Raw genomic sequence first — 14483 nt, 5'->3', positions numbered from 1 at the left:
CTAAGGGTAGGCTGCCCTTATGACGCAATCAACGAGGTCAGGTGCCGGTTCCCCGTCGCCCGACTGAATCGACGATGACCCGTGCCTGCGCCACCGACGAGCGCCCGTGAGAATCAGCGACCGCGCGCAGAAGTGCGGATGCGGCGGATACGGAAAGCTCGTGCCTGGCGGCCATCATTCCGATCGCCGTGTGCACCACGTCGGTGTCGGGGCCGGGCTGTGCACCGTTCTCGGCGGCGAAGTCGGTGGCGCACAGAGTGCCGAGAGAGTGCGCCAGTCGGCCGAGAGGGCCGTCGAGCTCCGTCGACCACCCTCGACCTCTCCAGGTGCGTCGGTGAAGTTGCAAGGTTCCCGACGGTCGGGCGCGGGGGCCCACAGGGAACACCCGTAGCCACCCGACGCCCAGGACGCTAAGGGCGCCGGTCACCTGCGGCCACCGCAGGCGATCGAGTGAATCCTCCACCGCGGCATCGTGGACCGCACCGTCGGCGAGAGCGTCGACGACCGGACCGAGCCCGATTGCCTGGAGTTCCCGTGCGACGCGGGCCGCCGTCGTGTCTGTCACGTGCGCGACATTCTGCACCGACCAGTCGCCGGGCGGGACCAGAACCAGGGCGGCGCCGTCGGCGCCCGTCAGATCGACACAGACATCCACGATGTCGGTGATGATCGACGTGCGAAGCCCGCCGTCGTGGTTCCCCGCGCTCACCATCGAGGGTCGTCCTCTCTCGGTGCGCGGGTGCCGCGCTTCACTCGGGACTACCCCCATTTTCGCCACCCCACGCGCATTCCGTGAGAATGCACCGACTGGTCACACTCACGTTCCCCGGTCGGGCCCACGCCCCGTGATCACCCCGGCGCGAACGGCCCTGACGGGCCGAAGGCGATGTCCGCGAAACGCTGTCCCATGACGGCGTGGGCGTCGGTGTCGGGATGCAGGTTGTCCGGAAGTGGGTGGCGCCGTTCGTCGTCCTCGCCGAAGAGCAGCAGTCCGTCGAGGTGGTGGAGGTTCGGGTCGTCCGATCGACTGTCGACGATCTGAGCGAGCGCGTCACGGATCACGCGAAGTGTCAGGCGTCCGAGCGCGATGTCGCCCTCCGTGCCCGTCGCGCGAAATCTCGCGGAGCCGGCGGCGAACGAGTCGGGATCGATCGCCCCGGGTCCCGGAGTGTTCTCGTGGATCGCGCAGTGGATCGGCGAGATCAGCAGCAGCGGTGTGGTCGGGTGCCCGTCGCGGACGGTGTCGAGGAACCCGTGAACTGCGGGAACGAACGAACGAAGGCGCATTGCATCGAGGTTGACGACGTTGATGCCCAGCTTGACGCTGATGACGTCCGCGGGGGAGTCCCGCACGACGCGAGCCATGAACGGATCGACGAAGGCGCTGCCCCCGAAACCCAGGTTGCGCAGCCGAACGCCGGCACGACGGGCCGCGACGACAGGCCAGATGCGCGTGGGGCTCGCGGCGTTGGATCCCTGGCTGATCGAGCTGCCGTGGTGCAGCCACCTCGGTCCGCTCGTCGGCGCCGGGTGCAGAACGGCATCAGCGGACAGCGAGACCAGATCCACCTGTTCGTTGTGGGGGAGCCAGATCTCGACCGTCTTCTCCCCGGCCGGCAGATCGGTGAGGGTGATGCGTTCCGTCGTTCCCGGGTGGACCGTGCTCGTCCCGGTGGTCGGATCGATCTCGACGGTGTCACCGCCCGAGAGCACGTGCGACTGAAGAATCGAGTCGTTCACCACCACGTCGACGGCGCCCCGGTCGCGCATCACACCCCGGTAGGTCATGCGCGTGGTGTGGACCTCGAGGACCATCTGGACGGCGGTCGTGCGCGCGGCGATACGTACTCCGGACGGTTGCGCCTCCATCATCGCGAGCTGCGGGTCCGCATCGCGTTGCCGGACGGCACGGGGGAGCCGGTGTGGGCGCACGCCCCGATCCACGCGTTCGAGCTCGGCTGCACCGAGGACGATGTCGTCGTTGAGTGGTGCGGTGATCATACTTTCCGAGACTACCTAACGGTGTTCAGGGGCTACCGAACGGTGTTCAGGGGCTACCGAACGGTGTTCAGGACGACCGCGGCGCTCTCGCTCACCGCGGCGTCCTCGTACGGTGCCGAGGCGTCGTTCTTCCGTGTCAGCACCGTCAGTACCAGCGGGGGACGGCCGGGTGATGTGACGACGGCGATGTCGTTCCGCACGGCCCCGGCGCCACCCGACTTGTCGGCCACCGTCCATCCGCTCGGCGCCCCCGCGCGGACGAGTGCGTCGCCCGTGGCGTTCCCGCTCATCCACTCGGCCAGGGTCGCTGCGTCGGCATCGGTCGACGAGCCGGCACCCCGCAGTGCGGCCAGACTCGTCGTGAACGCGTCGGCGGTGGTGGTGTTTCCGGTGCTGTCGGGTCCGACCGTGTTGAGGCCCGGCTCCACGTCGACGATGTCCGTGACATCGTCGCCGAGTCGGGACAGAGCCGCATCGAGCTCTGCGGGACCGCCGATTTGGTCGAACACGAGGTTGGTCGCCGTGTTGTCGCTCTCCCGCACGGCCGCTTCCGCCAACTCGGCCGCCGTGAGTCCGGTGTCCAGACGTGCCGTGGTCACCGGTGAATATCCCGCGCGCTCGATGTCGGCCGCGGTCCACCTCACGAGGTCGTCCCGAGCGTCCTCAGGGGTTCGTCGCAGGAACTCGGCTGCCAGGAACACCTTCACTGTCGAAGCGAAACCGAAACGTTCGGCTCCGCGATAGCTGATCGTCTCGCCGGTCCCGGTGTTCAGGAGGCTGACACCCACCGTCACGTCGTAGCGTTCCTCGACAGCCTGCAGTCCGGTCGAGACGTCGTCGCGCTCTGCTCGACTCGACGTGGGAGCCGGCGAGACGGGCACACCGCCCGAGGGAGCGCACGCGGTGAGGGCCAGGGCGACGACAGCGAGCGCGACGCGCGGTCGGGCCGCCGTGTGCAGGAGTGCTCGTCTCGTCACGCGAGTGCGAGGAACAGCTTCTCGAGTTCCGCCTCGGTCATGGGTTCCTTGTTGTCGGCGGTGGCACCGGTCATACATTCGCGCAGGCCGGTGGCGACGATCTTGAACCCTGCCCTGTCGAGCGCGCGCGAGACGGCGGCGAGCTGGGTGACGACCTCCTTGCAGTCGCGGCCGTTCTCGATCATCGAGATGACCCCGGTGAGTTGGCCGTTGGCGCGCCGGAGTCGGTTGAGTACCAGTGCGATGCTGTCGTCGTCGCCGACCATGATGAACTCCTGTCAGAACTGCCGTGAGCTGTCGATGGTACCCCCGGGGGCATCAGAGTCTCAGTGTCCGGGTGCCGGTTCGTCGGCGAGCGTGGCGATGGCAGCGCGGAGCTTGGTCGCTGCGTCGTGGGCGACGTCGCCGAGCGCCGGCACTCCGGTCGACTGGACCATGATGTCGGGGTTCATGGCGTCGACGATGATCACGTCGGCGTTGTCCGGGTCCTCGCGGACGACGACGTTGCAGGGGAGCAGCAGGCCGATCTGTCGCATGACGCCGACGGCGCGGTGGGCCAGGGGCGGGTTGCACGCGCCGAGAATCAGGTAGCGCTCCATGTCCTCACCGAGCTTGGCTTTCAGGGTGGCCTGCATGTCGATCTCGGTGAGCACGCCGAAACCCTGCTCTGCCAGGGCGTCTCGGGTGCGCTGGACGGCGGTGTCGAAGTCGGTGTCGGTCAGGGTGGTGGTCAGAGCGATGGTCACGAGTGTCGTCCTTCGGTCGGGGGTGTCAGTGGGAGAAGCTGATGGACGGGAGGGCCTTGCGGAGCCAGGCCGGTGACCACCAGGCGGCGGAGCCGGTCAGTCGGAGCAGGACGGGCAGCAGGATCAACCGAATCAGGATGGCGTCGAGAAGCACGGCGACGCCGAGGATGATGCCCATCTCCTTCGGCGGCAGCGGGTCGGCGAGGGCGAAGGTGAAGAACACCGCCACCATCACCGCGGCCGCGGCGAAGATGACCCGCCCGGAGTGGGCGAGACCGTCGATCATCGCCGTCGTCGCGTCGCCGGTGCGCTCGACGTGCTCCTTGGCGGTGCCGAGGAGGAACACGGTGTAGTCCATGGCGATGGCGAAGATCATCGCGAAGAAGAACACCGGTCCCCACCCGTTCAGGAAGCCCTGCGGAGTGAAGCCGAGCAGCGAGGCGCCGTGCCCGTCCTGGAAGATCAGCTTCGCGACGCCGAACGCGGCGGCGGTGGAGAGCAGGCTGACCGCGGTGCCCAGGAACGCGATCAAGGGTGCTTGCAGTGCGACGAGGAGCAGCACGAACCCGAGGATCAGGATGATCGTGACGACGAGCGGCAGGTAGTCGTTCAGGGCCTGCTGCAGGTCGAGGTTCTCCGCGGGTGCGCCGCCGACCAGCGCCGACTCCGGAAGTTCGCCGCGCAGGTCGGCGAGGATGGTGCCCATCGACTCGTCGGAGGGGTCGACCGCCGGAATCGCCTGCAGCAGTGCGTAGCCGGAGCCGTCGGCGGCGGGTTGCGGTGGGGTGACCATGGCGATGCCGGGCACCTGCGCCGCGGCGGCGGCCGTGTCGGCGGCGTCGGCCGAGGGGACGACGATCTGCAGTGCGCCGGGGGCGCCGTCGCCGAACTGCTGCTGGACGAGGGCGTAGCCCTGCCGCACCGGTGCGTCCTCGGGGACCACGGAGATCGACGGCATCGCGACCTTCAGGCCGAGAACAGGAAGTGCGAGTGCGACGAGGACGCCGATCGAGGCGAGCGCGAACGGCCACGGGTGCTTGTGCAGGAGAGCGCCCCACGCGGCGAACATCGGCGAGCGGTGCTGCTGACGCTTGGCGTAGGGGAGGGACGCGGCGTTGACCTTCGAGCCGAGCGCGCCGAGGGCGGCGGGGAGCAGGGTGAGCGTGGCGAGCAGGACGAAGGTGACGGCGAGCATGATGCCGACGGCCATGGTCCGCACCGCGGGGGCGGGAACGATCAGCACGGCGGACAGGCTGACGAGGACGGTGAGTCCGGACAGGACCACGGCTTTGCCCGCGGTGTCCATGGTCTCGGCGACGGCCGCGCGGGGATCGCGGGAGCGCAGGGCGTCGCGGAAGCGGGCGACGAGGAACAGTGCGTAGTCGATGCCGAGTGCGAGCGCGAACATCATGGCGAAGTTCATGGCCCACACCGAGATCGGGGTGATCTCGTTGAGCAGGACCAGCCCGCCCGCGGAGGCGACGAGACCGGCGATGGTCAGCAGCAGCGGGAGTCCGGCGGCGACGAGTGAGCCGAACGCGAGGACCATGATGGCGAGGGTGACGGGCCAGGAGATGAGTTCGGCCTGGATCATCGCGTCGTGGTTGGCCTTGTTGAAGTCCGACCACAGCGCCGACGCCCCGGTGGGGTAGACCTCGACACCGTCGCCGGAGAGTGCGGTGAGCTGGTCCTTGACGTCGTCGACGGCGGTGACCATCTCGTCGGTGGTGCCGTCGGCGCCGGCGATGAGGATGCCGGTGCGTCCGTCCGGGCTGATCGTCATCCCCGGCTGCGGGGGCACGATCTCACCGAAACGCGGGTCCGCGTTCAGGATGTCGGTCGCGCCGGTGAGCGCGGCGGTCGCTGCCGGGTCGCTCAGCGCACCGGAGTCGCTGTGGACGACGACCTGCACCGCAGCGGAGGAGTTGCCGCCGAAGTGTTCCTCGGCGAGCTCGCGGACCTGCACCGATTCCGATCCGTTCGCCTGCCACCCGGCACCCGCGAGGGACGAGAACACCGACGGTGCAGCGGATCCGAGGGCGATCAGCAGAATCAACCAGGTGCCGAAGACCCAGCGGCGGCGGGTGACCATGGCTGCGCCCCACCGGCCGAGGCGGCCGGGGGCACTGTCGTGGTGGTCGCCTGGCAGGGATTCGGCGACGGTGTCGGACTGGGACACGGTGGACTCCTGTACGGGTGGGGGTATCTGAGCGGCCTGGATCGGCCATCGTCGAGAAGTGGTGTGAGGGTGTGCTCAGCGGTGGAACTGTGAGCATTCGGCAACGGGGCCCACAGGACACTCCTTCCTCGTTCGATCCGCTGTACTGCGCACACCGTGTCACATACGAGGGGGGGTATGCAAGTACCCCCTGGGGTATCTGAGCGAGGTTGCCGGGTTTCGGTGCGACGACCGCCCGACGTACCCCCAGGGGGTACTCGTCGGTACGCTGGGGCCCGTGTTGCACAGTCTTCGGCAGCGACGTTCGCTGACCCTCGCTGTGCCGATGGCCTGGTGGGCCGTCTCGATCGCACTGGGCGTGGTGCTGATGCACATGGTGGTGCCCGTCCAGACCGCCGCGGCCCATGAAGCGATGCCGAACCACCACGCGTCGATGGACGCGGAGGTCCACGCTGACGCCGCCACGCACATCGCGGAGCCCGGTCCGGCGGCGGAGCGACTGCCGTGTCCCGGCGGTCACGACATGATGCATCCGTGCATCGGGACGGTCACCTCGTTCCCGCCGATGTCGGTCCCGATCGGGGCCGTCGAGTGCCTGCCGGCGCTCGATGACGCATCCGACCGTGTCGTCGTGATCGTCGCCCGCGCAGGTCGAGCTCCACCATGGGCGCTGTCCTCGCTGGACGACTCGGTACTTCTGCGGGTGTGACGGGGAGCCCGGGGCAGTGATGCCCCGGCGGATCGCACGTCGATTCAGACCCCTTTTCCGTTCGACACACCTCAGGAGTACGCCCATGCATGTCAAGAACACGACAGTCACCACACTCGCCGCTGCCGCGATCGGAGTCGCCCTCGTCGCCGGTTGTGGCGACGACGGGTCGTCCGCGTCGATGGAGGGCCACTCAATGGGTTCCTCGTCCATGGAGTCCGCGCCGTCTCAGGATCCCGCTGCGGACTTCGCCGACGCCGACGCCGACGTCGCGTTCGCATCGATGATGTACCCGCACCATGCTCAGGCTGTCGAGATGGCCTCCATGGTCGACGGGCGGTCCACGAACCCGGACGTGGTCACGCTCGCCGACGAGATCGCGGACGCGCAGGGACCCGAGATGGACCAGTTGGCCTCCTGGCTGGCGGAGTGGGGTCAGCCGTCTCCGTCTGCATCGCCCGACGACATGCAGGGCATGGATCACGGGTCGGGGAGCGGAATGATGAGTTCGCAGGACATGGCCTCCCTGACGGCCTTGTCCGGCGACGAGTTCGACCAGCGGTGGCTGACGTTGATGATCGACCATCATCGAGGTGCGGTCGCCATGGCGGAGACGGAGATCGAGGAGGGCTCGAACGACGACGCGGTCGCGATGGCCCGCACGATCGTCGAGACGCAGAACGCCGAGATCGCCAGGATGGAACAACTTCTCGGTTGACCTCCGGCCGACGGCCGCCACTCCGACGGGAGTGCCGGCCGTCGGGTGCGGCCCGTGTCAGTTCCGGAGGCGCGCCGCGAGTTCGTCGACGCGCGTGGCGATGTCGTCGCGCACCAGGCGCATCCGCTCCATGCCCTCGATGCCTCGCGTCGACGGCTCGTCGGTGTCCCAGTTCAGGTAGGTCGGTCCCTCGACCGGGTCGACGGTCGCCTCGGTGCCGAGGGTGACGACGTAGTCCATCCGGGACATCAGATCCGGATCGATCGGCTTGGGGTGCTCACCGGTGAGATCGACTCCGACCTCGCGCAGCGACTCGGCGGCCAGAGCGTTGACTGCACTGCCGGGGGCAGTCCCGGCGGAATGCACCTCGACATCGTCACCGGCGACCGTGCGCATCAGCCCTGCGGCCATCTGCGATTTGCCGCCGTTCTTCACGCAGACGAACAACACACTCGGCTTGCGGGACATCAGGATTCCTTCGTCTGTCGGGTGGGTGAGAATCGTCTGCGCAGTGCCAGCGAGACGTAGACCAGGCCCACGAGCACAGGGACTTCGATCAGGGGTCCGACGACGCCGGCGAGGGCTTGACCGGACGTGGCGCCGTAGGTGGCGATCGCGACAGCGATGGCGAGTTCGAAGTTGTTGCCCGCCGCGGTGAACGCCAGGGTCGTCGTGCGCTCGTAGCCCAGTCCCATCGCTGCGCCGAGGGCGTATCCGCCGCCCCACATCACGGCGAAGTACACCAGCAGCGGGAGCGCGATGCGAACGACGTCCAGGGGCTGGGAGGTGATGCGGTCGCCCTGCAGGGCGAACAGGACGACGATGGTGAACAGCAGTCCGTAGAGCGCCCACGGCCCGATTTTTGGGATGAACGAGGTCTCGTACCAGTCGCGGCCCTTGGCGCGTTCGCCGAAGTACCGAGAGGCGAATCCGGCGATCAACGGGATGCCCAGGAAAATCAGCACGGACTTCGCGATCTGCCACGGTGATGCCTCGATGGTGGTCTGGTCGAGACCGAGCCAGCCGGGGAGCACGGAGAGGTAGAACCAGCCGAGGACGGCGAACATGATCACCTGGAACACCGAGTTGATCGCCACGAGAACGGCGGCGGCTTCGCGGTCGCCGCAGGCGAGGTCGTTCCAGATGATGACCATCGCGATGCAGCGGGCGAGTCCGACGATGATGAGTCCGGTGCGGTACTCGGGCAGGTCGGGGAGGAACAGCCAGGCCAGCGCGAACATCAAGGCCGGGCCCAGGATCCAGTTGAGAGCGAGAGAACCGAGCAGGAGCTTTTTGTCACCGGTGACGGTGTCGAGGCGGTCGTAGCGGACCTTGGCCAGCACCGGGTACATCATGATCAGCAGGCCGATCGCGATCGGCAGGGACACGCCGTCCACGGAGATGGACGACAGGGCGTCGTTCATCCCGGGGATCAGTCGTCCGAGCAGGAGCCCGACGACCATCGCGACGCCGATCCACACCGGCAGGAAGCGGTCGAGGGTGGAGAGCTTGCCGACGACGGCGGGGTGGCCGCTGGTGTTCGCCGCGGTGCTCATGCGGTCACCAGCGTCGGGTCGACGGTGGCCATGACGGCCGACAACTGCTGCAGCGCAGCGGGAATCACGCGGTAGTAGACCCAGGTTCCGCGCCGCTCGGAGTCGAGCAGGCCGGCCTGGCGAAGCACCTTGAGGTGGTGGGAGATGGTCGGCTGCGACAGGTCGAAGGATCCGGAGATGTCGCACACGCACGCCTCACCACCGTCGTGACTCGCGATGAGACTGAGCAGGCGCAACCGGACCGGGTCGCCCAGCGCCTTGAACATCGACGCGAGGATGTGCGACTGCTGCTCGGTCAGAGGTTCACGAACCAGGGGCGAGCATCGGACACCCGTGTCGGGCTCTGACTGATTCGACATTCTTCTATATTGACGGTTGTCGATGGTCTCGGTCAATTCGCACTCTACTCTCCGGTGAGAGTAGAGTTCCGCCCCAGCGGAGGGCCGTGCTCGGCCTCCGGCAGTCCCGCACCGTGAAAGAGGCTCGTCATGTCCCACGCCGGCTCGACCGTCGCCCCACCCGAGGACACCTCGGTGCTGGCCGCGCTGCGCTCACCTCGTCGACTGAAGACCGAGGTGCTGGCGGGCCTGGTCGTCGCGCTGGCGCTGATCCCGGAGGCGATCTCGTTCTCCATCATCGCCGGTGTCGATCCCCGCGTCGGACTGTTCGCGTCCTTCACGATGGCGGTCATCATCTCGATCGTCGGCGGTCGTCCGGCCATGATCTCGGCCGCCACCGGAGCGATCGCCCTCGTCGTCGCGCCACTGTCACGCGAGTACGGCCTCGACTACCTCATCGCCGCCGTGATCCTCGGTGGCGTCCTGCAGATCGTGCTCAGCGTCGTCGGAGTGGCGAAGCTGATGCGCTTCATTCCGCGCAGCGTGATGGTCGGGTTCGTCAACGCGCTCGCCATCCTCATCTTCACGTCGCAGTTGCCCTACCTCATCGGCGTGCCCGCCCTGGTGTATCCCCTCGTGGCAGTGGGTCTCGTGGTCATGGTGTTCCTTCCCAAGCTGACGACCGTAGTGCCCGCACCGTTGATCGCCATCGTGATGCTCACCGCCGCCACCCTCGTGTTCGCGCTGCAGGTTCCCGATGTCGGCGACGAGGGCGAGCTGCCGTCCTCGCTTCCGACGCTGCTGCTCCCGAACGTGCCGTTCACCCTCGACACCCTGTCGATCATCGCGCCGTTCTCGCTCGCCATCGCACTGGTGGGTCTGCTCGAATCACTCATGACCGCGAAGCTGGTGGACGACATCACCGATTCGCGCTCGAACAAGACCCGCGAGGGTTGGGGCCAGGGTGTCGCCAACCTCGTCACGGGCTTCACCGGCGGCATGGGCGGCTGCGCGATGATCGGCCAGACCATGATCAACGTGAAGGTCTCCGGCGCACGTACCCGGATCTCGACCTTCCTCGCCGGAACGTTCCTGCTGATCCTCGTGGTGGGACTCGGCGACATCGTGGCACTCATCCCGATGGCCGCGTTGGTCGCGGTCATGATCATGGTCTCGGTGGGCACGTTCGACTGGCACAGCATCCGTCCGTCGACCCTGCGGCGCATGCCCAAGAGCGAGACGCTGGTCATGATCGCCACGGTGGCCGTGACCGTCGCGACCCACAACCTGGCCTACGGCGTCGTCGTCGGTGTCGTCACCGCGATGGTGCTCTTCGCGCGGCGGGTCGCGCACCTCACCGAGGTGGTCGACGTGGCGCACCCGGACGAGAACACGCGCGTCTACAAGGTCCTGGGAGAGCTGTTCTTCGCCTCCAGCAACGATCTGATCCACCAGTTCGACTACGTCGGTGACCCCGAGAACATCGTCATCGACATGTCGGAGTCCCACATCTGGGACGCCTCCACGGTCGCGACGCTCGATGCCGTCACCACGAAGTACGCGGCGAGGGGCAAGAAGGTCGAGATCGTGGGGCTGAACGCGTCGTCCGTGGAACGACGGGACCGGCTCAGCGGAAACCTCGGCGCAGGACACTGATCGGGCCCGGTCTCCGGGTCGGAACTAGAGTCGACGCACACTCGACGTACGACGAAGGAGCGGGACAGTGGGCGAGAGCATGCAGATCGGTGAGGTCGCCGAGCGCACGGCACTGTCCATTCGCACACTGCGCCACTACGACTCGGTGGGTCTCGTCGTCCCGTCGGCGCGATCGGCCGGCGGATTCCGGCTCTACACCGAGGCCGACGTCGAGCGGTTGTTGGTGATCCGGCGGATGAAGCCGCTGGAGTTCACGCTGGCCGAGATGGGCGAGCTGCTCGCAGCCCTCGACGTCCTCGGGAACGGCGATGCCGACGACGAGGACCGAACTGCCGCAACACAATTCGTTGACCAGTGCCACGACAAGGCGCTGGACCGGTGCGAGACGTTGCGACGCCATCTCGCCTACGGCGAGGAGTTCGCAGCTCTGCTCGCGGCCCGCAGGCCGGTCACCGAACTCTGAGTCAGCTCTCCTCGCGGCGCTGATACACGTCGGGGATGCCGTCGTGATCGTCGTCGCGGGTCTCCTCCTCGTGGATCAGCTTGTACGCGCGGTTGCGGCTGCGCAGAATCGCGGCGGCGATGCACGCCGAGATCACCGATCCGGTCAGCACTCCGACCTTGACGTGATCGTCTCGCTCGGTGCTCTCACCGAAGGCGAGGTCGCCGATCAACAGCGAGACGGTGAAACCGATGCCGGCGAGAACGGCGACGCCGAACACGTCACGCCACGCGAGTCCGGCATCGAGAGTGGCACGGGTGAAGCGGGACACGAGATACGTGGTGCCCAGCACGCCGATGGTCTTGCCGACCACCAGTCCCGCGACGATGCCGATGGCGATCGGGTCGCCGAGCGCCTCGAAGAAGCCCGACACGCCGCCGACGGTCACGCCGGCGGCGCAGAATGCGAAGAGCGGCACTGCGACACCGGCAGAGAGAGGTCGGATGCGATGTTCGAAGTGTTCGGCCATACCGGGACCGGCCTCCGGACCGCCGGCGGCGCGGCTGCGGATCACCGGCACCGCGAATCCGAGCAGCACGCCGGCGACCGTGGCGTGAACGCCGGACTCGTGCATGAGAACCCAGGTGACGACCGCGAGGGGAATGAGAATCCACCACGACCGGATCCGTCGCTGCACGGCGACGGCGAAGAGGGCGAGCGGGATCATCGCGGCGCCGAGCGCCACGAAGTTCAGGTCGGCGGTGTAGAAGATCGCGATCACCGTCACCGCGAGGAGATCGTCGACGACGGCCAGCGTGAGCAGAAAGGTGCGCAATGCGAGCGGTAGGTGCGTGCTGACGACGGCGAGAACGGCGACCGCGAAGGCGATGTCGGTCGCGGTGGGAATGGCCCACCCCAGCAGTGCGCCGTCACCGGTGCGCAGATTGACGACGACGAAGATCAGTGCGGGCACGGCCATGCCGCCGATCGCGGCCGCGATGGGCAGGGCCGCACGCGCCGGGTCGCGGAGGTCGCCGGCGACGAACTCGCGCTTGAGTTCGAGGCCCACGACGAAGAAGAAGATCGCGAGCAGGCCGTCCGCGGCCCACGTGGAGAGAGTGAGATCGAGGTGGAGCGCGGACGGGCCCACTCGTGTCGCCATGAGCGTGTCGTAGGCGGCCGACCACGGGGAGTTGGCCCAGACGAGAGCGATCACCGTGGCGACCAGCAACAGGGCACCCCCGACGGTCTCCTTGCGCAACACGTCGGTGATGCGCGAGGCTTCGGACCACGACCCCCGCGAGAGCAGACTGCGACGCGTGGGAGGTGGCGAGGATGACGTCATAGGGTGCCCTTCGGTGCTCTGACGATCAGGAGTTGTCGTACGCGGTGGCGTCGGTACGGCGTTGGTGGGCTTCGCCTTCGGCGGAGTCCGCGAACTCGGGGGTGTCGAAGACCTCGCCGCCGAGCGGATCGACCGGCTCGTCGTGCTCCGAGTACTGAACGGCGCCGGTGTCCGGGTCGATCTGAAGTCGGCTCTGCGGTACCGACTGGACCGCGAGCAGCCCGGACGGAGTGGACAGGCCGTCCTTCGACGGGGACAGACCGGCGAACGTGGTGGAGATACCGCCGCGCTCCGGCCGTCTCGCCGGTGTCGTGCCGTCCACGGGCGGTGCATCTCCGGCAGGGGTGATGCGGACGTAGGACGGCGTGGTGGCCACCTCGTAGCGGAAGGCCTTCAGGAGTGACACGCACGCCAGCACCATGATGATCGAGAACGGCACCGCGGTCGCGATCGACGCCGTCTGCAAGGCCGTGAGTGATCCGGATCCACCGATCAGCAGCAGAACGGCGGCAGCGACGCCCTCGAGCACGGTCCAGTAGACGCGGGTGATCTTGGGTGTGTCGAGATCACCACCGGTGGAGAGGATGTCGATGACCAGCGAGCCGGAGTCCGAGGAGGTGACGAAGAAGAACACGATCACCGCGATGGCGAGAACGCTCGTGACGGTCGCGAGCGGAAGACCGTCGAGAAGTTGGAACAGGCTCGTGTCCGTGCCGACGGTTCCGTCGTCGGCGAGCATGGTGCCCTCGTTGCGCTGACGGAGGATTCCGGAGTCACCGAAGATGGTGAACCACAGCGAGCCGACGAGAGTCGGTGCGAGCAGCACGCCGAAGACGAATTCGCGGATCGTGCGGCCGCGCGAGATCCGTGCGATGAACATGCCGACGAACGGTGCCCAGCTCATCCACCATCCCCAGTAGAAGATGGTCCAGGCGCCGGCCCACCCGTCCTCGGCGAAAGGCGATGTACGGAGCATCAATTCCGGCAGCGCCTGGACGTACCCACCGAGGTTCTGCACCCACGACTGCATGAGGAACAGCGTCGGTCCGGCGATCAGGACGAACACAGCCAAGCCGGCGGCGAGTGCCATGTTGATGTTGGAGAGCCATTTCAGGCCCTTCGACACACCCGAGACGACGGAATACGTGGCGAGCAACGTGACGAAGGCAATGAGGGCGATGGTCAGCCAATTGTTCGTCTCCACCCAGCCGAGGTAGGACAGACCGGCGGAAATCTGCTGAACACCGAAACCGAGTGAGGTCGCGACGCCGAACAGCGTTCCGATGATGGCGATCGCGTCGATGGCGTGACCGATACCGCCCTCGATCCGTTGCCGTCCGAGCAGTGGCTCGAGGAGCCAGCGAACCGACAGGGGGCGGCCCTTACGGTAGGTCATGTACGCGAGTCCGAGACCGACGACGACGTAGATCGCCCATGCGTGCAGACCCCAGTGATAGAGAGTGAGCTCCATGGCCTGGTTGGCGGCCGCGTCGGTCGATCCGTCGACACCCCCGGCAACCGGGGGAGTGATGTAGTGCGACAACGGTTCTGCGACGCCGTAGAACACCAGTCCGATGCCCATGCCGGCGCTGAAGAGCATCGCGAACCAGGAGAGGACGCCGAATTCGGGGCTCTCGTCGTCGCGGCCGAGGCGAATGTTGCCGATACGACTGGCGCCGCAGTACAGAGCGAAGACGACGAATCCCGTCGCCGTCAGGATGTACCACCATCCGACACCGTCGGTGATGGCCCCGTTGAGGGCCTCGAATGCGTCGGCCGCGGTACCCGCGAAAATGACGGAGAAAACGATCATGGC

At 67.4% G+C, this 14483-nt stretch carries 15 protein-coding genes; 4 read left to right on the top strand and 11 right to left on the bottom strand.

Going from position 1 to position 14483, the window contains the following annotated elements; genetic code table 11:
- Positions 1-37: 37 nt before the first annotated feature.
- The 6 genes from QRN16_RS21140 to QRN16_RS21115 form a co-directional block, all read right to left on the bottom strand.
- A complete protein-coding gene (locus QRN16_RS21140) occupies positions 38-712 on the bottom strand; it encodes a hypothetical protein (RefSeq protein ID WP_027504400.1) in 675 nt (224 codons plus the stop codon).
- A gap of 137 nt (positions 713-849) precedes the next feature.
- Positions 850-2001, bottom strand: coding sequence for an SGNH/GDSL hydrolase family protein (locus tag QRN16_RS21135; RefSeq protein WP_027504399.1), 1152 nt, complete (start codon positions 1999-2001; stop codon positions 850-852).
- Positions 2002-2054: 53 nt separating this feature from the next.
- Positions 2055-2978 carry a class A beta-lactamase gene (gene bla / locus QRN16_RS21130; protein ID WP_285189773.1) on the bottom strand — a complete coding sequence of 308 codons (924 nt, stop codon included), beginning with the start codon at positions 2976-2978 and terminating at the stop codon, positions 2055-2057.
- Complete coding sequence (locus QRN16_RS21125) at positions 2975-3244, bottom strand: metal-sensitive transcriptional regulator (RefSeq protein ID WP_027504397.1); 270 nt, start codon at positions 3242-3244, stop codon at positions 2975-2977. The genes bla and QRN16_RS21125 overlap by 4 nt, the downstream gene beginning before the upstream one ends.
- A 60-nt stretch (positions 3245-3304) precedes the next feature.
- Positions 3305-3724, bottom strand: a complete 420-nt coding sequence (locus QRN16_RS21120) for a DUF302 domain-containing protein (RefSeq protein WP_027504396.1) — start codon at positions 3722-3724, stop codon at positions 3305-3307.
- Between the two features lie 25 nt (positions 3725-3749).
- On the bottom strand, positions 3750-5816 hold the full coding sequence (locus tag QRN16_RS21115) for an MMPL family transporter (RefSeq protein ID WP_285189864.1): 2067 nt from the start codon (positions 5814-5816) through the stop codon (positions 3750-3752).
- Positions 5817-6180: 364 nt separating this feature from the next.
- Between QRN16_RS21115 and QRN16_RS21110 the strand changes: the two genes are divergently transcribed.
- Both QRN16_RS21110 and QRN16_RS21105 read left to right on the top strand, forming a co-directional pair.
- Entirely contained in the window at positions 6181-6612 is a 432-nt protein-coding gene (locus QRN16_RS21110) for a DUF6153 family protein (protein ID WP_056446472.1), read from the top strand.
- An 85-nt stretch (positions 6613-6697) separates the two neighbouring features.
- On the top strand, positions 6698-7330 hold the full coding sequence (locus QRN16_RS21105) for a DUF305 domain-containing protein (RefSeq protein ID WP_285189770.1): 633 nt from the start codon (positions 6698-6700) through the stop codon (positions 7328-7330).
- Positions 7331-7387: 57 nt separating this feature from the next.
- On the opposite strand, the gene QRN16_RS21100 is transcribed toward QRN16_RS21105, so the two are convergent.
- Genes QRN16_RS21100 through QRN16_RS21090 form a run of 3 tightly spaced genes read right to left on the bottom strand, consistent with a single transcriptional unit; the run spans position 7388 to position 9245 of the window.
- A complete protein-coding gene (locus tag QRN16_RS21100) occupies positions 7388-7798 on the bottom strand; it encodes an arsenate-mycothiol transferase ArsC (RefSeq protein WP_285189768.1) in 411 nt (136 codons plus the stop codon).
- Entirely contained in the window at positions 7798-8886 is a 1089-nt protein-coding gene (arsB, locus tag QRN16_RS21095; protein WP_285189766.1) for an ACR3 family arsenite efflux transporter, read from the bottom strand. The genes QRN16_RS21100 and arsB overlap by 1 nt, the downstream gene beginning before the upstream one ends.
- On the bottom strand, positions 8883-9245 hold the full coding sequence (locus QRN16_RS21090) for an ArsR/SmtB family transcription factor (protein ID WP_285189764.1): 363 nt from the start codon (positions 9243-9245) through the stop codon (positions 8883-8885). Before QRN16_RS21090 ends, arsB begins: the two co-directional genes overlap by 4 nt.
- Positions 9246-9374: 129 nt before the next feature.
- Here QRN16_RS21090 and QRN16_RS21085 point away from each other — a divergent pair, with 129 nt between their 5' ends.
- Together QRN16_RS21085 and QRN16_RS21080 are read left to right on the top strand one after the other, a co-directional pair.
- The gene (locus QRN16_RS21085) at positions 9375-10880 is read left to right on the top strand and encodes a SulP family inorganic anion transporter (RefSeq protein WP_285189762.1); all 1506 of its coding nucleotides are present in this window, start codon (positions 9375-9377) and stop codon (positions 10878-10880) included.
- 79 nt (positions 10881-10959) lie between these two features.
- On the top strand, positions 10960-11343 hold the full coding sequence (locus QRN16_RS21080; RefSeq protein ID WP_222646663.1) for a MerR family transcriptional regulator: 384 nt from the start codon (positions 10960-10962) through the stop codon (positions 11341-11343).
- A 1-nt stretch (position 11344) separates the two neighbouring features.
- Here QRN16_RS21080 and nhaA read toward each other — a convergent pair whose 3' ends face one another.
- Together nhaA and QRN16_RS21070 are read right to left on the bottom strand one after the other, a co-directional pair.
- Entirely contained in the window at positions 11345-12667 is a 1323-nt protein-coding gene (nhaA, locus tag QRN16_RS21075; RefSeq protein ID WP_027504387.1) for a Na+/H+ antiporter NhaA, read from the bottom strand.
- Positions 12668-12692: 25 nt separating this feature from the next.
- On the bottom strand, positions 12693-14480 hold the full coding sequence (locus QRN16_RS21070) for a BCCT family transporter (protein ID WP_374197695.1): 1788 nt from the start codon (positions 14478-14480) through the stop codon (positions 12693-12695).
- Between the last annotated feature and the right edge of the window lie 3 nt (positions 14481-14483).

The sequence above is a fragment of the Rhodococcus sp. MEB041 genome (assembly GCF_030208955.1).
GTDB lineage: Bacteria > Actinomycetota > Actinomycetes > Mycobacteriales > Mycobacteriaceae > Rhodococcoides.
This window is presented reverse-complemented; position numbering and strand designations above follow the sequence as displayed.

Coding starts and splice junctions, on each gene's coding strand:
- QRN16_RS21140 (WP_027504400.1), bottom strand. CDS start 712: ATGGTGAGCGCGGGGAACCACGACGGCGGGCTTCGCACGTCGATCATC.
- QRN16_RS21135 (WP_027504399.1), bottom strand. CDS start 2,001: ATGATCACCGCACCACTCAACGACGACATCGTCCTCGGTGCAGCCGAG.
- QRN16_RS21125 (WP_027504397.1), bottom strand. CDS start 3,244: ATGGTCGGCGACGACGACAGCATCGCACTGGTACTCAACCGACTCCGG.
- QRN16_RS21115 (WP_285189864.1), bottom strand. CDS start 5,816: ATGGTCACCCGCCGCCGCTGGGTCTTCGGCACCTGGTTGATTCTGCTG.
- QRN16_RS21105 (WP_285189770.1), top strand. CDS start 6,698: ATGCATGTCAAGAACACGACAGTCACCACACTCGCCGCTGCCGCGATC.
- QRN16_RS21100 (WP_285189768.1), bottom strand. CDS start 7,798: ATGTCCCGCAAGCCGAGTGTGTTGTTCGTCTGCGTGAAGAACGGCGGC.
- arsB (WP_285189766.1), bottom strand. CDS start 8,886: ATGAGCACCGCGGCGAACACCAGCGGCCACCCCGCCGTCGTCGGCAAG.
- QRN16_RS21090 (WP_285189764.1), bottom strand. CDS start 9,245: ATGTCGAATCAGTCAGAGCCCGACACGGGTGTCCGATGCTCGCCCCTG.
- QRN16_RS21085 (WP_285189762.1), top strand. CDS start 9,375: ATGTCCCACGCCGGCTCGACCGTCGCCCCACCCGAGGACACCTCGGTG.
- QRN16_RS21080 (WP_222646663.1), top strand. CDS start 10,960: ATGCAGATCGGTGAGGTCGCCGAGCGCACGGCACTGTCCATTCGCACA.
- nhaA (WP_027504387.1), bottom strand. CDS start 12,667: ATGACGTCATCCTCGCCACCTCCCACGCGTCGCAGTCTGCTCTCGCGG.
- QRN16_RS21070 (WP_374197695.1), bottom strand. CDS start 14,480: ATGATCGTTTTCTCCGTCATTTTCGCGGGTACCGCGGCCGACGCATTC.